Raw genomic sequence first — 21,626 nt, forward strand, 5'->3', positions numbered from 1 at the left:
CCTTTCTTATCCGCTGGATGGCGCCTTGTCTGCTTCGTCATACTGACGCCATCTTCGAGGGAGGTGAAAGATGGACAATTCAATACGCCGTGGCTCGACTGAAATGATCGCAGCCATGTTGATTTCCGGGACCATAGGCTGGTTCGTGCTGGTCTCGGGACAGCCTGTTCTGGATGTGGTGTTCTGGCGTTGCGTGTTCGGCGCCGCGACGCTGTTGGTGGTATGCGCTGCCTTGGGCTTCCTGAAGCCGCATGTGATAGGGCGTACGGCGTTTCTGTTGGCGGTGGTGAGCGGCGTGGCCATCGTGGGCAACTGGGTGTTGCTGTTCGCTTCCTATTCACGGGCATCCATTGCCATTGGCACCGCGGTGTACAACGTCCAGCCGTTCATGCTGGTAGGTCTCGCGGCTGTGTTCCTGGGCGAGAAGATCACCGTGCCGAAGCTGTTCTGGCTGAGCCTGGCCTTCGCAGGGATGCTGGCCATCGTCAGCGCCCATGGCAGCGACCAAGGCAGTGGCAGCGAATACCTGCTCGGGATCGCGCTGGCGCTGGGTGCGGCTTTGTTGTATGCCGTGGCGGCGCTGATCATCAAGCGCCTGAGCGGGACGCCACCGCACTTGATCGCCTTGATCCAGGTGTGCACCGGGATCCTGCTGCTGGCGCCTTGGGCCAATGTCGAAGGGCTGCCCAAGGAAACTGGAGCGCTGGCCAGCTTGCTGACCCTTGGCATGGTGCATACCGGGCTCATGTACGTCTTGCTTTACAGCGCTATCCAGCGGTTGCCCACGGCACTGACTGGTGCGCTGTCGTTCGTCTACCCGATTGCCGCGATCCTGGTCGACTGGGTGGCGTTTGGGCACCGTCTGGCGCCTCTGCAATGGTTGGGCGTGGCGCTGATTCTAGTGGCGGCGGCGGGGATGCAGCAGGGTTGGTGGTTCCGTTCGGCGCGGGTCGCAGTCAAGGAATGAGGTGATTTCACGGGCCTCTTCGCGGGTAAACCCGCTCCCACAGGTATAGCGTCATTTTCAAGCTCATGCTGCCAGCGTCATTTTCAAGCTCATGCTGCCAGCGTCATTTTCAAGCTCATGCTGCCAGTGTCATTTTCAAGCTCAGACTGCCAGTGTCATTTTCAGGCTCATGCTGTCAGTGTCATTTTCAAGCTTAGACTGCCAGTGTCATTTTCAAGCTCATACTGCCAGTGTCATTTTCAAGCTCATGCTGTCAGTGTCATTTTCAAGCTCAGACTGCCAGTATCATTTTCAAGCTTATGCTGCCAGTGTCATTTTCAAGCTCATGCTGTCAGTGTCATTTTCAAGCTCATGCTGTCAGTGTCATTTTCAAGCTCATACTGCCAGTGTCATTTTCAAGCTCAGACTGTCTGTGTTATTTTCAAGCTCAGACTGTCAGTGTCATTTTCAAGCTCATACTGCCAGTGTCATTTTCAATCTCATACTGCCAGTGTCATTTTCAAGCTCATGCTGTCAGTGTCATTTTCAAGCTCAGACTGTCAGTGTCATTTTCAAGCTCATACTGCTAGTGTCATTTTCAAGCTCAGACTGCCAGTGTCATTTTCAAGCTCATGCTGCCAGTGTCATTTTCAAGCTCAGACTGTCAGTGTCATTTTCAAGCTCATGCTGCCAGTGTCATTTCAAGCTCATACTGCCAGTGTCATTTTCAAGCTCATGCTGCCAGTGTCATTTCAAGCTCATACTGCCAGTGTCATTTTCAAGCTCATACTGTCAGTGTCATTTTCAAGCTTATGCTGCCAGTGTCATTTTCAAGCTCATGCTGTCAGTGTCATTTTCAAGCTCATGCTGTCAGTGTCATTTTCAAGCTCATACTGTCAGTGTCATTTTCAAGCTCATGCTGCCAGTGTCATTTCAAGCTCATACTGTCAGTGTCATTTCAAGCTCATGCTGCCAGTGTCATTTTCAGCTCATCCTGTCAGTGTCATTTTCAAGATCATGCTGTCATTGTGGGAGCGGGTTTACCCGCGAAGAGGCCCGCAAGGGTAGAATTGGCCCTTTTACTTGCTTGCGACCCGCCATGACTTCGCCAATCCAGACTCTCGAACAGCATCTGCTCACTGCCCTCGACCCCGCCCCGCAGGAAACCCGCCGCCTGTTTCATGGTCGCGGTCGCTGCTGGCCGGGGCTGGAGCAGATCACCGTCGACTGGCTGCAGGGGGTGCTGCTGGTGGCGCTGTTTCGCGAGCCGCCAGCGGGTCAGTTGGCCGAACTCGAGGCCATGCTCGAGCGTCTTGCGGCAAAACCTCAATGGACCGGTCAGGCCATTCTCATCCAGCACCGTTACCTGCCGGAAAGCCCCGGTCACTGGTTGCTCGGCGAGCCGACGCAACAGCGGATGATCGACGAGGACGGTCTGCGCTACCAGCTCGACCTGGGATTCAAGCAGAACACCGGGCTGTTCCTGGACATGCGCTACGGGCGTCGCTGGGTACGCGAACAGGCCGCAGGCAAGCGCGTGCTCAACCTGTTCGCCTATACCTGCGGGTTTTCCGTGGCGGCGATTGCCGGTGGCGCCGAGCAGGTGGTCAACCTGGACATGGCCAAGGCGGCGCTCAGCCGAGGGCGCGACAACCACCGACTCAATGATCATGATCTGGGGCGGGTCGCCTTCCTGGGACACGAGTTGTTCAAATCATGGGGCAAGGTGCGCAAATACGGGCCGTATGACCTGATCATCATCGATCCCCCGACCTTTCAGCGCGGCAGTTTTGCCCTGACCCAGGACTACGCCAGGATCTTGCGTCGCTTGCCTGAACTGTTGACGGCAGGAGGAACGGTTCTGGCCTGCGTCAACGATCCGGCCATAGGGCCTGACTTCTTGATCGAAGGCATGGCGGAACACGCGTCAGGGTTGCGGTTCGTGGAACGGCTGGAGAACCCGCCGGAGTTTCCGGATAGCGATCCGGCCGGGGGGCTGAAGGCGTTGGTGTTCAGCAATTAGGGTGTCGGGGAGGCTCTGCAGGGTCTCCACGAAAGAGCCCGGCGTTTTAGCCCCATAGACGCTGACCCGTGTAGAAGCTGGCTTGCCCTGCGATCGAGCCCGTCAGGGCTCGCCTGGTAATAGAGATCGCTCCCCAGATGCTCCGGATGCAGACAATTCGCGTACCCACAACCATCAGGGTGAGGGAAGCCCTAGCATTACCAGGCGAGCCCTGACGGACTCGATCGCAGGGCAAGCCAGCTCCTCCTACACAGGTCAGCGTCGTACTTGGACGCACGGGCACATGTTTTCTCCGTAGAGACCTGCACGAGCACTCTTCCAGTCACGCCGGCTGCTCGCGCAATGCCAACGGCATCGGGTAGACCTGCGCAAAACCAACGTTGTCGGTCTGGTCGACGCGCTTCTTCAGCCGCTCGTTGAACGCTCGACTCACCGCATACTGGCCACCGGAAATCGTCCGGAACTGCGCGGTGAGAACGAACCCGTTAAGGTCCATGCGGTCGACGCCGAACACCTGCAGCGGCCCTTGCAGGTTGATCCGCAGCAGCGAGTCCTCGCTGATCGACTGGCCGACCTCATGGATCAGCCCCAGCGCGGCATCCACATCACTGTCGTAGGTGAACTGCACCGAGAAGAAGGCGTAGGCGAACTGCCGCGACTGGTTCGTGACGGCCTTGATCTGGCCGAACGGCACCGAATGCACGAAGCCCTTGCCATCGCGCAGCCGCAACGTGCGGATGGTCAGGCTCTCCACCGTACCGGCATGCCCCGAGTCGAGCACTACCCAGTCGCCGATGGCAATGGTGTCCTCGATGAGGATGAACAGCCCGGTGATCACGTCCTGCACCAGTTGCTGCGAGCCGAAGCCTATGGCCAGGCCGACCACCCCGGCACCCGCCAGCAGCGGAGCCACGTTGATGCCCAGGTTGGCCATGGTGGTGATAGTACAGATCACTACAAGGATGATCTTGATGGCATTACGCAGCATGGGCAGGATGGTGCGTACGCGTATGCTGGGCTGGCGGGTGGAACGGCGACCGACGGCCGGCTTCAGTGCTTCCTGGATCGCCGTGTCGAGCACCACCCAGAGCAGCCAGGTGACCAGCAGGATCAGGCCGATGCTGCTGAGAGAGTCGCTGATCGCACGGCCCAGGGAGTTGCGCAGGGCGAAGTCGATCACCGAGAAGCCCCAGATACGGCCGAGCAGCTCGATGAACGCCACGGCCATGGCGATACGCAGGAGCGCGTGGGCCAGGCTTCGTAGCAGCTCCTTGTAAGGGCGAACCCGCTCCGGCGTGTTTTCCCCTTTGACACTGAACAGGTGCTGCAGCGTAGTGCTCAGGAACAGTGTTCCGACCAGCAGGACAGTCGTCAGCAGGGCATTCTGCAAGGCCCGCTGGCTTTCCTCGCCGGCGCCGATCAGGTGGATCGCCGACACCAGGATCATCAGCAGGATCGGCAGGTACCAGATGTTCGAGAAGACCCGCAGCGTCTCCTGTACCGCTCGGTGCTGCTGGCGATCCTGCAGCGAACGGTTGCGGATCAGATGAGCCACCGGTCGACGCAGGCGAATCACCTGGCTGGCAAAGATGAAGATCGCGAGCAGGCCGGTGACCACGGCGATACTGCTGGTGATATTGCCCCCCAGCTGGCGCGCGATCTGCGGGCTGGTCAGGGCATCGCTCCAGGCCGCCAGAAAGCCGATCATGAACAGCGGGCGTGGGGCCAGACGGCGAATCGCAGCGACGGCTGCGCGCTTGTGGTCGACATCGAACAAGGTGATCAGGCACAGGATGATCGACGTCGAGAACAGCCCGCTGCTGGTGGCGTAGGCCAGGCTCATGCCCAAGGCCCGCGCCACGGAGGGGTCGAGGAAACGGCTGACATACACCGTCAGCGGCAGGCTCGCCAGGGCGGGCAGCGTATACGGCAGCAGGTAGCTAAGCATGCTGCGCAGCCGTTTGCGCGGACGTAGCCATTGCGATTGCCCGGCCCGGTGACCGCCCCAGCGCCCCAGCAGGGTCAGGAGGGTAAAGCAGCCGGCCCACGCCAGGGTCAGAACCAGAAAGTCACCCGCCATCTGCAGCGAATCATCGTTGGAGTGACGAGTGACCAGGCGCTCCATTTCCTTGGCGGCCCGATCGGAGCGTACTCGCCAGGCATCGACCAGGTGTTCGTCCAGGTCCATGTCCTTGGCGGCGCTGTCCAGGCTGTCGGCCAGCGCGCCCAGGAGTCCGCCCTGGAGCACGGCTTCGGGCTCGGCGGGAGGTTCTTCGGCGGGCGCTGGCTCTGCGGCCAGGAGCTGGGTACTCAGCAAAGTGCCAAGCAGAAGCAGGTAGAAATGACGCAGCACAGGAGCACTCCTTGGGCCGAGCGAGCGGAAAGGGTTACTCAGGAAACTGATAGCGTCGCAGACGAGAAGTTCGATAAGGCGTGGAAAACGCCGCGAGCCAGACCCGCTCACGTTGTCCGTGAAGCGGGCAGGCTGCCAGGGAGGAGGAGGCGTTACTGGCCGCTGTAGATCTGGTCGAACACGCCACCGTCGTTGAAGTGGGTCTTCTGCACGGTGCGCCAGTCACCGAAGGTCTTCTCCACGGAGAGGAAGTCGACTTTCGGGAACCTGTCGGTGTATTTCGCCAGCACCGTGGCATCGCGCGGACGCAGGTAGTTCTGCGCGGCGATTTCCTGGGCGGCCGGCGACCACAGGTACTTGAGGTATTCCTCGGCTACGGCGCGGGTACCTTTCTTGTCCACGACCTTGTCGACGACGCTCACCGGTGGCTCGGCTTCGGCGGAAACGCTGGGGTAGACCACTTCGAACTGGTCACGACCGAATTCGCGGGCGATCATCTCGGCCTCGTTCTCGAAGGTCACCAGCACGTCACCAATCTGGTTGGTCATGAAGGTCGTGGTGGCGGCGCGTCCGCCGGTGTCCAGCACGGGCGCCTGCTTGAACAGCTTGCCGACGAAGTCCCTGGCCTTGTTCTCGTCCCCGCCGTTCTTCAGCACATAGCCCCAGGCGGAAAGATAGGTGTACCGGCCGTTACCGGACGTCTTGGGGTTGGGCACGATGACCTGTACACCGTCCTTGAGCAGGTCCGGCCAGTCCTTCAGGGCCTTGGGGTTGTTCTTGCGCACGATGAACACGGTGGCGGAGGTGAACGGCGCGCTGTTATTGGGCAGGCGCGAGACCCAGTCCTGCGGCACCAGCTTGCCATTGTCGACCAAGGCATTGATGTCGGTCGCCATGTTCATGGTGATGACATCGGCCGGCAGGCCATCGATCACGGCCCGCGCCTGCTTGCTCGAGCCGCCGAAGGACATCTGCAGGCTGACCTTTTCCTGGTGTTCGGCTTCCCAGTGTTTCTGGAAGGCCGTGTTGTAGTCCTTGTAGAAATCCCGCATCACGTCGTACGACACGTTCAGCAATGGTGGCGCGGCATGGGCCAGGTTGCCCAGGGCAAGGCCCGCGGCGAGCAGCGAGGCGCTGAAGAGTTTTTTCACGGAGCATTCCTTGTTCGAGTGGAAGTATTGGCAGTGTGCCGGCGACTATAGCGTTGCCTCATGAGCGGGTTAAAGACCCAAAGGGACTTTGCTTATTCGGTTTTCTGGAACAGCTGGCTGCCGCATCGCGAGCAGAAGGCCGCGTTGTGTTCATGGCTCATCTTGGCGCAGGTCGGACAATCATGTTGCAGCTGTTCGCCGCGCATGGCGTTGGCCAGTTCGGCGGTGAAGATCCCGGTGGGCACGGCGATGATCGAATAACCGGTGATCATTACCAGCGAGGAAAGGACCTGGCCCAGGGGCGTGGTGGGCACGATATCGCCGAAGCCTACGGTGGTCAGGGTGACGATGGCCCAATAGATGCCCTTGGGGATGCTGGTGAAGCCGTGTGCCGGACCCTCGATGACATACATCAGCGTGCCGAACACCGTGACCAGGGTGGAGACGCTGACCAGAAAGACGATGATTTTCTGCTTGCTGCCGCGCAAGGCCGCCAGCAGGTAATTGGCTTGGCTGAGGTACGGACTGAGCTTGAGCACGCGGAAGATCCGCAGCATGCGGATGACCCGGATGATCAGCAGGTATTGGGCGTCACTGTAGTAGAGGGCGATGATTCCCGGCACGATGGCCAGGAGATCGACCAGGCCGTAGAAGCTGAAGGCATAGCGCAGCGGTTTGGGCGAGCAGTACAGGCGCGTCAGGTATTCGACCAGAAAGATCGCCGTGAAACCCCACTCGATCGCGGCGAGCAGCCCGGCATAGCTTTGGTGCACCTCGTCGATGCTGTCGAGAATGACTGTCACGAGGCTGGCGAGGATGATCAGCAGGAGGGTCTTGTCAAAGCGTCGGCCGGCGACGGTGTCGGACTGGAAGACGATGACGTAAAGCCGCTCGCGCCAAGTTTGCGGTATGTCCATGGATGAGGCGACTTCCTGAAGAGTAGGCATACAGCCTAGAAGTGCGGCGGGCGGTTGCGCAACCAGGATCGCACGACTTCGCCGACTGACATTTTCGCCAGCGCTGACTTTGCCGGGTGAGTCGACGCTTGGGCTCCACACTTTCTGAGAAACCTGAAGGTATGAAGCTCATGCTGGCGGACCAGTAAGTTGCAGAACCGTCACCAAGCTGGCGGCAATGACCAGCAGGAGAGCCTTGTAGCAGCATCAATCGGCAATGGTGTCAGTCTGGAAGCGTTGAAGGGATTTGGTCCAGGGTCATCCATGCATCTGACGGGACGCGCGCCGTTGGCGTACTTGTCCAAAGTGACTGCCTAGATGCATCAGCCAGCAGGCTGCGACGAAGGGAGCGGTAAGCGCGGTGATTGACAGGGCGTTGCACAGCGCTTGCAGTAATAGCGCCAGGATCACGGCCAGCATCGTTACCCATGGGCGCTCGCCCTGACGACTGAAGGCCAGCGCCGCCAGCGCTGCATTGAAACCGTACAGCCCCATCCATGCCGCTTGCCCCTGATCGGCAAGCAATGCCACGGCTGCGCCAATGGACGATGCGATCACGGCCCAAAGAGCCGCATAAGGGTTGGCGAGACACATGCCCATTACGATCAACAGACCAGCCAGCGGCTTGTCCAGCAGGAAAATCTGACCTACGCCGCGCAACAGGGCATGGAGTGGATCGGCTTCGACAACACCCGCCAGCGGGGGCTGCGCAACCATCAGGATGCCCCAACCTAGCAGCACGAAAGGCGCGGTATAGGCGACCAACAGTTTGCCGCCGCGCTTGCGCCACTGATGGGTGATGATGCTGGAGAGTCCACCCGCCGCGATGATCAGCGGCGCAATGATCGCCGACCACGGCAGCACGGCACTGATCAAGATGCCGATCAGTACACCGTTGTAGCTGTACAGGCCGGCCTGTCGATCGGCGCGGTCGTAGTTGCGACGCTGGGCGGTGAGCAGGCCGGCCAGGGCGCCGAGCAGAGCGCCACCGACCAGATCAGGGGCGGTCAGCAGGATGGCCAGCAGGCAGCACAGGCCGCACAAGGGGTTGCGCAGCAGCAGCACCTGGCTGAAGCCGTTGAGCAGCGCCGTGGCCCAGTCGGGGCACGGGTTGACGAAATTTTTGGTGTACATGGGCAGTCAGTAGGGTTGAGGTGGGCGATGGGCCTCTTCGGGCCTCGTTTTCCGCAGTTCTTTGTGCAAAGGGAGAGCTTTGCCTAATGTCAGTCAGTCAAGGAAAGCAGTCGCTTCAATGCCGGTGCTCAGCTTCGGCTTCTGGAATCTTCAGTGAAGCTACCGGCCTATCGCGGGACAAGCCCGCTCGCCACCGAGAACCGCGTACCAGTGGCGAGCGGGCTTGTCCCGCGATAGGCCGGTAGCTTCACTGAAGATTCGGAGGCCGAACATCACCCTTGAACCGAATTTGATGATTTCCCTTAGCTGACTGCATTGGGCTTTGCTCTCCCTTTGCGGCGTAAGCCGGAAGGGCTGCACTGCAGCCCTGGCCTTAGATCAAAGTCTCGATGCGCAGCGTATTAGTCGTCCCTGGTTTGCCGAAAGGCACGCCGGCGGTGATCAGCAAGGTATCTCCACGGCTGGCCATGCCTTGCGCCTGGGCAATCTCCAGCGCTGTCGAGCAGATCTCGTCGACCTGGCGCAGGCGATCGTTGACCACCGAGTGCACGCCCCAGGCCACGCTCAGGCGGCGGGCGGTGGACAGGTTGGGGGTCAGGTTGAGGATCGGTACCCGTGGACGCTCGCGCGCGGCACGCAGGGTCGAGGCGCCGGACTCGCTGTAGTTGACCAGTACCGCTACCGGCAGGATGCCGCTGATGCGACGGATCGCGCAGCTGATGGCGTCCGATACGGTAGCTTCGGCCTTGGGTCGGCCGACGTCGAGCTGGGCCTGGTAGTCGGGACCGTTTTCAACTTGGCGAATGATCTTGCTCATCATCTGCACGGCTTCGAGCGGGTAGTCGCCCGAAGCGGTCTCCGCCGACAACATCACCGCATCGGCACCCTCTGCCACCGCATTGGCCACGTCGGTGACTTCGGCGCGGGTCGGCGCTGGCGAGAAGCGCATCGACTCAAGCATCTGCGTGGCCACCACCACCGGCTTGCCCAGCTGGCGGCAGGTGCTGATGATCTGCTTCTGGATATGCGGGACGCTTTCGGCCGGCACTTCCACGCCCAGATCGCCACGCGCCACCATGATCGCATCGGACGCTTCGGCGATGGCCTGCAGCTGGACCACGGCGGACGGCTTTTCGATCTTGGCCATCAGGTAGGCGCGGTCGCCGATCAGCTGGCGCGCCTCGGCGATGTCCTCGGGGCGCTGGACGAACGACAGTGCCACCCAGTCCACACCCAGCTCCAGGCCGAAGGCCAGGTCGCGTCGGTCCTTGGGGGTCAGCGGGCTGAGGTCGAGCACGGCTTGGGGTACGTTGACGCCCTTGCGGTCCGACAACTCGCCGCCGGCCAGCACCTCGGTGTCGATGGCGTCGCTGTGCTTGGCGGTCACCCGCAGCCGCAGCTTGCCGTCGTCGAGCAGCAGGTCCATGCCTGGCTCGAGCGCGGCGATGATTTCCGGATGCGGCAGGTTGACCCGGTGGCTGTCGCCAGGGGTGGCATCGAGGTCCAGGCGCAGGGCCTGACCGCGTTGCAGTTGGACCTTGCCTTCGGCAAAGCGGCCAACGCGCAGTTTCGGCCCCTGCAGATCCATGAGGATACCCAGCGGGAAATTGAGCTGGCTTTCCACCTCGCGAATCCACTGGTAGCGCAGGGCATGGTCGGCATGTTCGCCGTGGCTGAAGTTGAGGCGGAAGATATTCACCCCGGCTTCGACCAGTTGGCGGATGTCGTCGATGCCTTCGATGGCAGGGCCTAGTGTGGCGAGGATTTTGACTTTCTTGTCAGGCGTCATGATGGCGAAGTCTCGAGGATCAGGATGGCGCGGAAATCGTTCACGTTGGTGCGGGTCGGTTCGGTGACGATCAGCGCATCGAGGGCGGCGAAGTAGCCGTACCCATTGTTGTTGTCCAGCTCGTCGGCCGCCGACAGGCCCAGGGCCTGGGCGCGCGCGTAGCTGGCGGGCGTCATGAGGGCGCCGGCGTTCTCTTCCGAGCCATCGATGCCGTCGGTATCACCGGCCAGGGCGTACACCCCAGGCAAGCCTTTGAGGCTTTCGGTGAGGCTGAGCAGAAACTCGGCGTTGCGTCCGCCACGGCCGTTGCCGCGCACGGTGACGGTGGTCTCGCCGCCGGAAAGGATCACGCAGGGCGCGGCCAGCGGCTGCCCATGCTGGACGATCTGCCGGGTGATGCCAGCGTGTACCTTGGCCACTTCCCGCGACTCGCCTTCCAGGTCGCCGAGGATCAGCGGGCTGAAGCCGGCCTGACGCGCTTTCACGGCGGCGGCTTCCAGCGACTGTTGTGGTCGGGCGATCAGTTGGAAGTGGCTGCGCGCCAGGGCCGGGTCATCGGCCTTGACGGTTTCGGACGCCGGGTCGTTGAGCCAGTCGATGACGGACTTGGGCGCCTCGATGCCGTAGCGCTTGAGGATCGCCAGGGCATCGGCCGAGGTGCTGGGGTCGGCCACGGTCGGCCCGGAGGCGATGACCGTGGCCAGGTCGCCCGGCACGTCGGAGATGGCATAGGTATAGACGCTGGCCGGCCAACAGGCCTTGGCCAGGCGACCGCCCTTGATCGCCGAGAGGTGCTTGCGCACGCAGTTCATCTCGCCGATGGTTGCGCCGGACTTGAGCAACGCTTTGTTGATCTGTTGCTTGTCGGCCAGGGTCAGGCCCGCGGCGGGCAGGGCGAGCAGGGCAGAGCCGCCGCCGGACAGCAGGAAGATCACCCGGTCGTCTTCAGACAGGTTGCTGACCAGCTCCAGCACACGCTTGGCCACCGCCAGGCCGGCGGCATCGGGGACCGGGTGGGCGGCTTCGACCACCTCGATCTTCTGGCAGTTGGCGCCGTGACCGTAGCGGGTCACGACCAGGCCGGACACTTCGCCCAGCCAGCTTTTTTCGACTACTTCGGCCATGGCCGCGGCGGCCTTGCCGGCACCGATGACGATCACCCGGCCGCTACGATCCGCGGGCAGGTGAGGTTCGAGAACTTGGCGGGGGTGGGCGGCGGCGATGGCTGTGTCGAACAGCTCGCGGAGTAATTGTTGCGGATCGACCGACATGGCAGGCTCCCAGATCATTATTGTTCTGCAGAATCGAAAACGCCCCCGGAACTGCCTCCGTGCAGGCTGAACCAGGGGCGGTGTTGCGCGTTGCCACCGACTGACCTGTGGTCGCAGGTTTATCGGGGCTGGCTTCTTCGCGGGTAACTCGCATCGGCGAACCGCCGCACCCACTGGGTTCGGTGCGGTCCTTGTAGGAGCGGCGGTCCGCCGATGCGAGTTACCCGCGAAGAGGCCAGTGAAGATTACCGCGGGTTACTTGTCGTCGCGGATCGAGAAGTTGGCCATGTGCTCCAGGCCCTTGATCAGCGCCGAGTGGTCCCAGTTACCGCCGCCCAGAGCCACGCAGGTGCTGAAGACCTGCTGGGCGTTGGAGGTGTTGGGCAGGTTGATGCCCAGCTCCTTGGCGCCTTGCAAGGCCAGGTTCAGATCCTTCTGGTGGAGGTTGATGCGAAAACCTGGGTCGAAGGTGCCTTTGATCATGCGCTCGGCATGCACTTCGAGGATCTTCGAGGACGCGAAGCCGCCCATCAGCGCTTCACGCACCTTGGCCGGATCGGCGCCGTTCTTCGCGGCGAACAGCAGTGCTTCGCCCACGGCCTGGATGTTCAGGGCGACGATGATCTGGTTGGCGACCTTGGCGGTTTGGCCATCACCGTTGCCACCCACGTGGGTGATGTTCTTGCCCATGGTCTGGAACAGGGGCAGAACGCGCTCGAAGGCTTTCGGGCAGCCGCCGACCATGATGCTCAGGGTCGCGGCCTTGGCGCCGACTTCACCGCCGGATACCGGAGCGTCCAGGTAGCTGGCGCCAGTGGCGTTGACCTTTTCGGCGAACGTCTTGGTAGCGGTGGGCGAAATCGAGCTCATGTCGATCACCACCTTGTTCGGGCCGATGCCCTGGGCGACGCCGTTCTCACCGAACAGGACGGCTTCGACCTGTGGGGTATCGGGGACCATGACGATGATGAATTCAGCTTCCTGGGCCACTTCCTTGGGATTGGCCAAGGCGACGGCGCCGGCGGCGATCAGGTCGGCCGGGGCTGCGTCGTGGTGGGAGGAGAGGAACAGCGAGTGACCTGCCTTTTGCAGGTTTTGCGCCATTGGGCGACCCATGATGCCGGTGCCGATGAATCCGATTTTAGCCATGAGAATGTGCCTCTTTATTATGCGTTCGCAGACTTTGGGAGAGCGGGCTTGTCCCGCGAAGACGGCAGTGAAGTCGCCATCGCATTCGCGGGACAAGTCGTAGCGGCGAACCGCCGCTCCCACAGGTTCAGTGTTTTAGCTTTTTAGATCGCGTTATGGGTCTTCAGCCAGCCCAGGCCCGCCTCGGTGGTGGTCAGCGGCTTGTACTCCGCGCCTACCCAGCCCTGATAACCGATACGGTCCAGGTGCTCGAACAGGAAGCGGTAGTTGATCTCACCGGTACCTGGCTCGTTGCGGCCAGGGTTGTCGGCCAGCTGGATGTGGTTGATCAGTTTCAGGTTGGCTTCGATGGTGCGCGCCAGGTCACCTTCCATGATCTGCATGTGGTAGATGTCGTACTGCAGGAACAGGTTGGCGCTGCCGACCTCGGCCTGGATTTCCAGGGCCTGCTGGGTGGTGTTCAGATAGAAGCCCGGGATATCGCGGGTGTTGATCATTTCCATGACCAGCTTGATACCGGCGGCCTGCAACTTCTCGGCGGCGTACCTGAGGTTCTCGACGAAGGTCTTGCGCACGGTGGCACAGTCCAGGCCCTGCGGGCGGATGCCGGCCAGGCAGTTGATCTGGGTATTGCCCAGCACCTTGGCGTAGTCGATCGCCAGGTCGACACCGGCGCGGAAATCCTCGACCCGGTCGGGATGGCAGGCGATCCCGCGTTCACCCTTGGCCCAATCGCCTGCAGGCAGGTTGAACAACACCTGGGTCAGACCGTGAGCGTCGAGCTGCTGCTTGATTTCGGCCGAGCTGAAATCGTACGGGAAGAGGTATTCGACGCCACTGAAACCGGCATCGGCGGCCGCCTTGAAGCGGGCCAGAAAACCCTGCTCGGTGAACAGCATGGACAGGTTGGCAGCGAAGCGAGGCATGGTTGGCTCCTTGCGAATAAGGGCCCCCAAGGCATGCCGTGGGGGCTGAGCGATCAGTCGAGCAGCGAGATGGCGGTAGGTGCGTCGTTACCCACCAGGGCCAGGTCTTCGAATTCGTTGACCGCGTTGATCTCGGTGCCCATGGAAATGTTGGTCACGCGCTCGAGAATCACCTCGACCACTACCGGCACGCGGAACTCCTCGGCCATCTTCTGGGCCTTGAGCAGGGCAGGGGCGATATCGCCTGGTTCGAATACGCGCAGGGCCTTGCAACCCAGGCCTTCGACGACCGCGACGTGGTCGACACCGTAGCCTTGGGCTTCGGTCGAGTTGATGTTCTCGAATGCCAGTTGTACACAGTAATCCATCTCGAAGCCACGCTGCGCCTGACGGATCAGGCCCAGATAGGCGTTGTTCACCAGCACGTGGACGTACGGCAGGTTGAACTGCGCGCCGACCGCCAGCTCTTCGATCATGAACTGGAAGTCGTAGTCACCCGACAGTGCGACCACCTTGCGTTTCGGGTCGGCCTTGACCACGCCCAGGGCCGCGGGAATGGTCCAGCCCAGCGGGCCGGCCTGGCCGCAGTTGATCCAGTGACGCGGCTGGTAGACGTGCAGGAACTGCGCACCGGCGATCTGCGACAGGCCGATGGTGCTGACGTAGCAAGTGTCCTTGCCGAACACCTGGTTCATTTCTTCGTAGACGCGCTGCGGCTTGACCGGGACATTGTCGAAGTGGGTCTTGCGATGCAGGCTGGCCTTGCGCTGCTGGCAGTCTTCCAGCCAGGCGCTGCGATCCTTGAGGCGACCATCCGCCTTCCACTCGCGCGCCACTTCGAGGAATACCTGCAGCGCGGCGCCGGCGTCGGAAACGATGCCCAGGTCAGGGTTGAACACGCGACCGATCTGGGTAGGCTCGATGTCGACATGGATGAAGCGACGGCCTTCGGTGTACACATCGACGGAACCGGTGTGACGGTTGGCCCAACGGTTGCCGATGCCGAACACCAGGTCGGACTTGAGCAGCGTGGCGTTGCCGTAGCGGTGCGATGTCTGCAGACCGACCATGCCGACCATCAGCGGGTGGTCGTCAGGAATGGTACCCCAGCCCATCAAGGTCGGAATGACCGGCACACCGGTCAGCTCGGCGAACTCCACCAGAAGGGCGCTGGCATCGGCGTTGATGATGCCGCCGCCAGCGACCAGCAGGGGGCGCTCCGCGTCGTTGAGCATGGCCAGGGCCTTTTCGGCCTGGACGCGGTTGGCCGCAGGCTTGTGCAAGGGCAATGGCTGATAGGCGTCGATGTCGAACTCGATCTCGGCCATCTGCACGTCGAACGGCAGGTCGATCAGGACGGGGCCGGGACGGCCGCTGCGCATTTCGAAGAAGGCTTTCTGGAACGCGTAGGGTACCTGGCCTGGCTCCAGCACGGTGGTGGCCCATTTGGTCACGGGCTTGACGATGCTGGTGATGTCGACGGCCTGGAAGTCTTCCTTGTGCAGGCGAGCGCGAGGGGCTTGGCCAGTGATGCAGAGGATGGGGATGGAGTCGGCCGCGGCGCTGTACAGGCCGGTGACCATGTCGGTACCGGCAGGGCCGGAGGTGCCGATGCAGACGCCGATGTTGCCGGCGTTGGCGCGGGTATAGCCCTCGGCCATGTGCGAGGCGCCTTCGACGTGACGAGCGAGTACATGATCGATGCCGCCGACCTTCTTCAGGGCCGAATACAGCGGGTTGATGGCAGCCCCCGGAATGCCGAACGCGGTATCTACGCCTTCGCGGCGCATGACCAGAACGGCCGCATCGATTGCTCTCATTTTGCTCATGGGTTGTGCCTCATCGATTTTGTAATTGTATACAACCTTGCTTTCCACAGAGTGTATTCATCCTGGGTCGACTAGGTCAATGCCTTTTCATCGTACAGATTGCTCTGCTTTTGGATGCCGAATTTTGGGCTTTTCGTCGGATGCCAAGCGATTATTCTCAAATATTGTATACAAAAATAGTATTTGTTGTGTTCTATTCTTGCGGTACCCGAAACTTCGCATAACAACAAAAGGATCACTCCATGAACGTTTTGAACCTGAAGATGGCCTTGAGCCTGGTAAACGGAGCGCTGGCTGCAGGCCGCAAGATCAACGCCGCGCCGCTTACCGTGGCGGTGCTGGATGCCGGGGGACATTTGCTGGCCTTGCAGCGCGAGGACGGTGCAAGCCTGCTACGCCCGCAGGTGGCGATGGGCAAGGCATGGGGCGCGATTGCCTTGGGCAAGGGCTCGCGCCTGCTGGCGCTGGATGCCCAGCAACGTCCCGCGTTTTTCGCGGCGTTGAACGGCTTGGGGCAGGGGGCGGTGGTCCCGGCGCCGGGTGGTGTGCTGGTGCGCGATCAGGCGGGAGGGGTGCTGGGGGCGATTGGTATCAGTGGCGATACGTCGGATATCGACGAGCAGTGTGCGATCAGTGCCATCGAGGAGGTGGGGTTGACGGCTGATGCGGGGGTGGCGGCCTGAGGCTGACTGTGGGTAATGGGCTCAGCGTATCCCTATCTAGCCAGCTGATTTGACTGTTTTCATTGCCAGGCGAGTCCTGCGGTCTCGATCGCGGGGCAAGCCCGCTCGCCACCGGACCGTTCCATCAGCATCACCATATCGCTGTGAACGCACACAGCTACCGGTGGCGAGCGGGCTTGCCCCGCGATCGAGGCCGCAGGACTCGCCTGGCAATACGCGCGTTCATTCGCCCCGGTAGATGTGGGAACTCAAGCGTCCGGCTCGCAACCCTTGAGTACCAGCCTGATGATGGTCTCGGCAGCCTTCTCGTAATCCTCATCATCGAGTTTCTGCTTGCCGGTCACCACGGAAATCTGCCAGTCGAAGTCGGCATAGGTCTGGGTCGCGGCCCAGATGCTGAACATCAGGTGGTGCGGATCGAGCGGGGCGATCTGTCGGCGATCGATCCAACGCTGGATGCACTCGATATTGTGCCGCGCCTGCACGTTGAGTTGTTCCACCTGGCTGACGCTCAGGTGCGGCGCGCCATGCATGATCTCGCTGGCAAATACCTTGGATGCAAAGGGCAGGTCACGCGATATGCGAATTTTCGAACGAATATAGGCACTCAGCACTTCCCGGGGATCGCCGTCGGCGTTGAAGGGCGTGGAGGCCTGCATGATGGGCTCGATGATGCTCTCGAGCACTTCGCGATAGAGGTTGTCCTTGGACTTGAAGTAGTAGTAGACATTCGGCTTGGGCAATCCGGCCTTGGCGGCGATGTCGCTGGTCTTGGCGGCGGCGAAGCCCTTGTCGGCGAATTCCTCGCTGGCCGCGCGCAGGATCAGTTCCTTGTTGCGCTCGCGAATACTGCTCATGGTGGCACGGTTCCTCGTGTCTGGCCTGGGGACGCGGCATGCTCGACCCAGTGGCCTGGCAGGGTAGTCGCGCATGGTAGCACCGGCTTCGAGGAGCGCTCAAGGCGGCGACTTTCGGCTAGACTGGGTGGCTTGAGACCTATCGGAAATGGATGATCATGGCAGCAAGCAGTCTGTTGGTACTGATCGATGACATCGCCACCGTGCTCGACGACGTCTCGGTGATGACCAAGATCGCGGCGAAAAAGACCGCCGGTGTTCTGGGCGATGACTTGGCCCTCAATGCGCAGCAGGTCACGGGGGTAAGCGCGGAGCGGGAGATTCCCGTGGTCTGGGCCGTGGCCAAGGGCTCTTTCCTGAACAAATTGATCCTGGTGCCCACGGCATTGCTGATCAGTGCGTTCATTCCCTGGGCGGTCACCCCGTTGCTGATGATCGGCGGCGCGTACCTGTGTTTCGAGGGCTTCGAGAAACTGGCCCACAAGTTTTTCCACGACAAATCCGAGGACCAGGCCGAGCACGCGGCGCGCGCGCAAGCGGTGGCTGATCCGAGTGTCGATCTGGTGGCGTTCGAGAAGACCAAGATCAAGGGCGCCGTGCGCACCGATTTCATCCTCTCCGCGGAAATCATCGCGATCACCCTGGGTACCGTGGCCGACGCGCCGCTGACCCAGCAGATCGTCGTGTTGTCGGGCATCGCAATCATCATGACCATCGGCGTCTACGGGCTGGTCGCGGGGATCGTCAAGCTCGACGACCTGGGGCTGTGGATGACGAAAAAAGCCTCTGGCGCGGCACAGGCGGTCGGTAACGGCATCCTGAAGACAGCGCCCTACATGATGAAGAGCCTGTCGGTGATCGGCACTGCGGCGATGTTCCTGGTCGGCGGCGGGATCCTGGTGCATGGCATCGAGCCGCTGCATCACGCCATCGAGGCATTCAGCGCCGGGCGTGGCGGTGCGCTGACCGCAGCGCTGTTCAATGGCGCCGTCGGGGTGATCGCCGGGGCGTTGGTACTGGCGGTGGTGGGGGTGGCCGGCAAGCTATGGCGAGCAATGCGACCGGCGCGCTAGGGACCTGCTGGCACCAGGGCGGCGGGTAGCTGCCCTGGTGCCGGCGCCCGACGATCAGAAGTGCACTTTGACCAACAGGCTCGCGGTGTTCTGGTCGGTGTCGAAGTCGGCGGTGTCCTTGATGCCGTACTTGTTCGTCCAGTAGTCGTACTCGATACCCACGTACAGTTGCTTTTCGCCCAGCTTCAACGCCTTGCCCAGGTCGTACTTGATCTGCGGGTTGAAGTGCAGGTTCGCATGGTAGGTGCCGCGGCGGTTCTCGTCGTTGTCCACCACCCAGTCAATGAAGCCGTCGATGAGAATGTCGGAACTGCCAACGGGCAGGGTGTACCCCCACGCCGGGGTGATCTGCCAGACGTTGTCGCCTGGTCGGCTACCGTCGGTGAAGCGCTTGTAGAAGTTCAGCTGGAAATAATCGAAGCCCGGAACGTCCAGGTCGAAGCCAGGACCGATCAGGTAGGATTCGTTGTCGCCTTCGCCGAACTCGTAGGTCATGGCCAGCAGTACATCCTTGACCGGCCCGAACTCGATCTTCTGGTCGAAAATCTTGCCGAAAGACAGACGCGGGCTGATCTCGCCGTAATAGGTGTTGGGCCCGGCGCTGGCATCCTTCTGGCCGTTGTAGAAGATACGGTCGAAGAAGATGAAGTTGTCACCGTACTTCCAGGCGTCGGCATGCTCGAAAGTAAAGGTCTGCTGGATCTGCGGGTTGACCGTAAAGTCCTTCCCGTACAGATAGGTGATGCTGTTGCTCTGCCATTGCAGCAAACCTTCTGCAAGGCTGCTACCGGTAACCAGCAGGCCGCCGGCAAGTATCAGGCTGTGAGTAATACGCATCGCGTCGTCGCTCCCTTGTTGTGGCTGTTGTCAGCGCTCGTGAAGGCGCCGTTCTTGTCTTTTAGGTCAGTTTTTATCGATTGCCCACACATGTGTGGCAAGTGCTGCGCCAACTTTGGGAAAAGGGCACAACGGTCCTGCTCGACGTCGTCCTGAACAGATCGAATGGGTATTTCAGACTGGCAACAGGTTCGCCAACCGCCCGAATTCATTGACTGAGCGGTCAGTAAACGCGGGCAGGTTCATCCTACCCTGAGCAAGGGGGCGCGCAGATTACTGGCTTGCGCGCCAAGCCTCAAGTGCTCCTTCATGGAGCGCTGTGATTAAAAACTGTGCATTTGGTCAGTTTTCAGAATTGCAGCTTCACCAAGGCGCTGGTAACGCTCTGGTTGCTGTCGAGATTGCCATGGCTGTCTATGCCGTATTTATCCTTCCAGTAGCTGTATTCGATACCGACATAAAGTTGTTTGGCGCCAATGTTCAACGCCTTGCCCAGATCATACTTGACCTGCGGATTGAAATGCAGATTCGCGTGGTAGGTGCCACGGCGAGACTCGTCGTTATCTACCACCCAGTCCATGTAGCCATCGATGAGGATGTCGGATCGGCCAACTGGAATGGTGTAGGAGAAGGCCGGTGTGATCTGCCATACCCTGTCTCCGGGGCGGCTGCCTTCGGTATTGCGCTGATAGAAATTGAGCGTGAAGTAATTGAAGCCGGGGATGGCAAGGTCGAAGCCCGGACCGATCAGATAAGCCTCGTTGTCACCTTCGCCCGATTCGTAGGTCATCGCCAGCAATACGTCCTTGATTGGCCCGAACGCAAACGAACGATCGAATATCTTTCCCAGCGACAAGCGAGGGCTGAATTCACCGTAATAGGTAGTGGCCCCTTTGCTGCCATCGGCCTGACCGTGTAGAAGATCTTGTCGATGAACAGGAAGTTGTCTCCATACTTCCATTTGTCGGCGTGCTCGAAGGTCACGGTCTGCTGGATCGACGGGTTGATCTTGAAGTCCTTGCCGTAGAGATAGGTCAGGCTGTTGCCCTGCCAGAGCAGCAGATCTCCTGCGCTGGCTGGAAGGGTGGCCAGCAGGCTTGTTCCCAACAACAGTGACGAAGCGATGCGTTTCATGTCGTGGTTCCCGGTTATTGTTCTTGTTGGCTTTTTTCCGGCGCGCAATGTCCCGGACAGCGAGCATGTGCAAGCCGACGGATAAACGGTGATGCGAGAAGGAAGGGCGGCGCGCGCCCCGCCCCCTGGGTCAGTGCTGGTGTGCCGTGTCGTTGTGTGCGGCGCGGTCGGCGCCACCCAGGATGTTGAACAGCACGTTCAAGACCAACGCACTGATCGTGGCCATGGCGATGCCGCTGTGGGTAATCGGCTCCATCCATTGCGGCATCTGGGCGAAGAACTCCGGACGGACCACCGGGATCAGGCCCATGCCGACACTGACGGCGACCAGCAGCTGGTTGCGTCGGTCGGAGATGTCGGCCTCCTGAAGGATCTTGATGCCTGTCGCCGTGACCATCCCGAACATGGCGATGGATGCGCCACCGAGGACGGCCGGTGGAATCGAGGCGATCAGGAATGCCGCCTTGGGCAGCAGGCTCAGGGCGATCAGGAGACCGCCTGCAACCACGGTGACATAGCGGCAGCGCACGCCGGTCATCTGCACCAGGCCGATGTTCTGCGCGAATGAGGAGTGGGTGAAGGTATTGAAGAACCCGGCCACGAACGAGGCACCTGCATCGCACATCAGGCCGCGACGCAACATGCCTGGCGTTACCTCGCGATCGGTGACCTTGCCCAAGGCGAGGAACATTCCGGTCGATTCGACGAAGATGATCACCACAACCAGGCACATGGACAGGACCGGTGCCAGGCTGAAGGTCGGCATGCCGAAGTGCAGCGGTGTCACGACCTGCAGCCAGGGCGCTTCGTCCAGGCCGGACAGGTCGACCATGCCGATGGCGCCAGCCAGGATATAGCCCAGCCCCATGCCCACCAGCACCGAGACATTGACCCAGAACCCGCGCATGAATCGATTGATCAGCAGGATCACCGCCAGCACCAGCGCGGCCACCATCAGGTAGATCGGCGAACCGAAGGTGCCTGCCTCTTGGCCACCGCCGGCCCAGTTGACCGCGACCGGGAACAAGGACAACCCGATCGAGGTGATCACCGTACCGGTAACCAGGGGTGGGAAGAAACGCACGACCTTGGACATGAACGGGGCGATCAGCAGGCCGAAGAAGCCCGCCGCGATGGTCGCTCCGAAGATGCCCTGCAAGCCCACGCCCGGCATGCCGGCCATGGCTACCATGCTGCCTACCGCCGCGAAACTGGCGCCCATCATCACCGGCATGCGGATGCCGACCGGGCCGATGCCCAGGGACTGGACGATGGTGGCCACGCCGGCGACCAGCAGGTCGGCATTGATCAGAAAGGCGACTTCCTCGCGGGACAAACCGGCAGCCTGACCGATGATCAGCGGTACGGCGATCGCACCCCCATACATCAGCAATACGTGTTGCAGGCCCACCAGGATCAGTTGAAACAGCGGCAATGGCTGTCGTGGTGGCGCAACGGGGATGTACGCCTTGGGTGACTCGGACATGCAGCACCTCGAGTTTTGTTTTTATTCTC

At 61.2% G+C, this 21,626-nt stretch carries 16 protein-coding genes and 1 pseudogene; 4 read left to right on the forward strand and 13 right to left on the reverse strand.

Features of this window, described 5'->3' with window-relative positions; genetic code table 11:
• Positions 1 to 70 precede the first annotated feature (70 nt).
• Complete coding sequence (locus tag G7009_RS03720) at positions 71 to 967, forward strand: DMT family transporter (RefSeq protein ID WP_181128618.1); 897 nt, start codon at positions 71 to 73, stop codon at positions 965 to 967.
• A 1,078-nt stretch (positions 968 to 2,045) separates the two neighbouring features.
• The gene (locus G7009_RS03725) at positions 2,046 to 2,969 is read left to right on the forward strand and encodes a class I SAM-dependent methyltransferase (protein ID WP_181128619.1); all 924 of its coding nucleotides are present in this window, start codon (positions 2,046 to 2,048) and stop codon (positions 2,967 to 2,969) included.
• Positions 2,970 to 3,291: 322 nt separating this feature from the next.
• On the opposite strand, the gene G7009_RS03730 is transcribed toward G7009_RS03725, so the two are convergent.
• The 9 genes from G7009_RS03730 to gcl all read right to left on the reverse strand — a co-directional run bounded on the left by G7009_RS03730 (position 3,292) and on the right by gcl (position 15,527).
• Positions 3,292 to 5,322, reverse strand: coding sequence for a mechanosensitive ion channel family protein (locus tag G7009_RS03730; RefSeq protein ID WP_181128620.1), 2,031 nt, complete (start codon positions 5,320 to 5,322; stop codon positions 3,292 to 3,294).
• Between the two features lie 152 nt (positions 5,323 to 5,474).
• Entirely contained in the window at positions 5,475 to 6,473 is a 999-nt protein-coding gene (locus tag G7009_RS03735) for a sulfate ABC transporter substrate-binding protein (RefSeq protein WP_181128621.1), read from the reverse strand.
• 92 nt (positions 6,474 to 6,565) lie between these two features.
• Complete coding sequence (locus G7009_RS03740; RefSeq protein ID WP_181128622.1) at positions 6,566 to 7,390, reverse strand: ion transporter; 825 nt, start codon at positions 7,388 to 7,390, stop codon at positions 6,566 to 6,568.
• A 297-nt stretch (positions 7,391 to 7,687) separates the two neighbouring features.
• Positions 7,688 to 8,563 (reverse strand): urea transporter, encoded by an 876-nt coding sequence (locus tag G7009_RS03745; RefSeq protein ID WP_181128623.1) that lies wholly within the window; start codon positions 8,561 to 8,563, stop codon positions 7,688 to 7,690.
• A 373-nt stretch (positions 8,564 to 8,936) separates the two neighbouring features.
• The gene (gene pyk / locus G7009_RS03750) at positions 8,937 to 10,352 is read right to left on the reverse strand and encodes a pyruvate kinase (RefSeq protein WP_181128624.1); all 1,416 of its coding nucleotides are present in this window, start codon (positions 10,350 to 10,352) and stop codon (positions 8,937 to 8,939) included.
• The gene (locus G7009_RS03755; protein ID WP_181128625.1) at positions 10,349 to 11,623 is read right to left on the reverse strand and encodes a glycerate kinase type-2 family protein; all 1,275 of its coding nucleotides are present in this window, start codon (positions 11,621 to 11,623) and stop codon (positions 10,349 to 10,351) included. The genes pyk and G7009_RS03755 overlap by 4 nt, the downstream gene beginning before the upstream one ends.
• A gap of 255 nt (positions 11,624 to 11,878) precedes the next feature.
• Positions 11,879 to 12,772: a 2-hydroxy-3-oxopropionate reductase gene (locus G7009_RS03760; protein WP_181128626.1), complete on the reverse strand. Its 894-nt coding sequence runs from the start codon at positions 12,770 to 12,772 to the stop codon at positions 11,879 to 11,881.
• A 143-nt stretch (positions 12,773 to 12,915) separates the two neighbouring features.
• The gene (gene hyi / locus G7009_RS03765; RefSeq protein ID WP_181128627.1) at positions 12,916 to 13,698 is read right to left on the reverse strand and encodes a hydroxypyruvate isomerase; all 783 of its coding nucleotides are present in this window, start codon (positions 13,696 to 13,698) and stop codon (positions 12,916 to 12,918) included.
• Between the two features lie 53 nt (positions 13,699 to 13,751).
• Complete coding sequence (gene gcl, locus G7009_RS03770) at positions 13,752 to 15,527, reverse strand: glyoxylate carboligase (protein ID WP_181128628.1); 1,776 nt, start codon at positions 15,525 to 15,527, stop codon at positions 13,752 to 13,754.
• A gap of 242 nt (positions 15,528 to 15,769) precedes the next feature.
• Between gcl and G7009_RS03775 the strand changes: the two genes are divergently transcribed.
• Entirely contained in the window at positions 15,770 to 16,210 is a 441-nt protein-coding gene (locus tag G7009_RS03775) for a GlcG/HbpS family heme-binding protein (RefSeq protein ID WP_181128629.1), read from the forward strand.
• A gap of 248 nt (positions 16,211 to 16,458) precedes the next feature.
• On the opposite strand, the gene G7009_RS03780 is transcribed toward G7009_RS03775, so the two are convergent.
• Positions 16,459 to 17,067 (reverse strand): TetR/AcrR family transcriptional regulator, encoded by a 609-nt coding sequence (locus G7009_RS03780; RefSeq protein WP_181128630.1) that lies wholly within the window; start codon positions 17,065 to 17,067, stop codon positions 16,459 to 16,461.
• Between the two features lie 158 nt (positions 17,068 to 17,225).
• Here G7009_RS03780 and G7009_RS03785 point away from each other — a divergent pair, with 158 nt between their 5' ends.
• Positions 17,226 to 18,140: a DUF808 domain-containing protein gene (locus G7009_RS03785; protein WP_181128631.1), complete on the forward strand. Its 915-nt coding sequence runs from the start codon at positions 17,226 to 17,228 to the stop codon at positions 18,138 to 18,140.
• A gap of 54 nt (positions 18,141 to 18,194) precedes the next feature.
• Here G7009_RS03785 and G7009_RS03790 read toward each other — a convergent pair whose 3' ends face one another.
• The 3 genes and pseudogenes from G7009_RS03790 to G7009_RS03800 all read right to left on the reverse strand — a co-directional run bounded on the left by G7009_RS03790 (position 18,195) and on the right by G7009_RS03800 (position 21,597).
• On the reverse strand, positions 18,195 to 18,977 hold the full coding sequence (locus tag G7009_RS03790) for an outer membrane protein OmpK (RefSeq protein ID WP_181128632.1): 783 nt from the start codon (positions 18,975 to 18,977) through the stop codon (positions 18,195 to 18,197).
• Between the two features lie 349 nt (positions 18,978 to 19,326).
• Positions 19,327 to 20,111, reverse strand: a pseudogene (locus tag G7009_RS03795) (outer membrane protein OmpK).
• 130 nt (positions 20,112 to 20,241) lie between these two features.
• Positions 20,242 to 21,597, reverse strand: a complete 1,356-nt coding sequence (locus G7009_RS03800; RefSeq protein ID WP_181128633.1) for a nucleobase:cation symporter-2 family protein — start codon at positions 21,595 to 21,597, stop codon at positions 20,242 to 20,244.
• Between the last annotated feature and the right edge of the window lie 29 nt (positions 21,598 to 21,626).

This window comes from Pseudomonas capeferrum (assembly GCF_013523055.1).
Lineage (GTDB): Bacteria > Pseudomonadota > Gammaproteobacteria > Pseudomonadales > Pseudomonadaceae > Aquipseudomonas > Aquipseudomonas capeferrum_A.

Excerpts from the sequence above, each read along its gene's own strand:
- pyk (WP_181128624.1), bottom strand. The coding sequence starts at position 10,352 with ATGACGCCTGACAAGAAAGTCAAAATCCTCGCCACACTAGGCCCTGCC.
- G7009_RS03745 (WP_181128623.1), bottom strand. The coding sequence starts at position 8,563 with ATGTACACCAAAAATTTCGTCAACCCGTGCCCCGACTGGGCCACGGCG.
- G7009_RS03740 (WP_181128622.1), bottom strand. The coding sequence starts at position 7,390 with ATGGACATACCGCAAACTTGGCGCGAGCGGCTTTACGTCATCGTCTTC.
- G7009_RS03785 (WP_181128631.1), top strand. The coding sequence starts at position 17,226 with ATGGCAGCAAGCAGTCTGTTGGTACTGATCGATGACATCGCCACCGTG.
- G7009_RS03720 (WP_181128618.1), top strand. The coding sequence starts at position 71 with ATGGACAATTCAATACGCCGTGGCTCGACTGAAATGATCGCAGCCATG.
- G7009_RS03800 (WP_181128633.1), bottom strand. The coding sequence starts at position 21,597 with ATGTCCGAGTCACCCAAGGCGTACATCCCCGTTGCGCCACCACGACAG.
- G7009_RS03725 (WP_181128619.1), top strand. The coding sequence starts at position 2,046 with ATGACTTCGCCAATCCAGACTCTCGAACAGCATCTGCTCACTGCCCTC.
- G7009_RS03790 (WP_181128632.1), bottom strand. The coding sequence starts at position 18,977 with ATGCGTATTACTCACAGCCTGATACTTGCCGGCGGCCTGCTGGTTACC.
- G7009_RS03775 (WP_181128629.1), top strand. The coding sequence starts at position 15,770 with ATGAACGTTTTGAACCTGAAGATGGCCTTGAGCCTGGTAAACGGAGCG.
- hyi (WP_181128627.1), bottom strand. The coding sequence starts at position 13,698 with ATGCCTCGCTTCGCTGCCAACCTGTCCATGCTGTTCACCGAGCAGGGT.
- G7009_RS03755 (WP_181128625.1), bottom strand. The coding sequence starts at position 11,623 with ATGTCGGTCGATCCGCAACAATTACTCCGCGAGCTGTTCGACACAGCC.
- gcl (WP_181128628.1), bottom strand. The coding sequence starts at position 15,527 with ATGAGCAAAATGAGAGCAATCGATGCGGCCGTTCTGGTCATGCGCCGC.
- G7009_RS03760 (WP_181128626.1), bottom strand. The coding sequence starts at position 12,772 with ATGGCTAAAATCGGATTCATCGGCACCGGCATCATGGGTCGCCCAATG.
- G7009_RS03780 (WP_181128630.1), bottom strand. The coding sequence starts at position 17,067 with ATGAGCAGTATTCGCGAGCGCAACAAGGAACTGATCCTGCGCGCGGCC.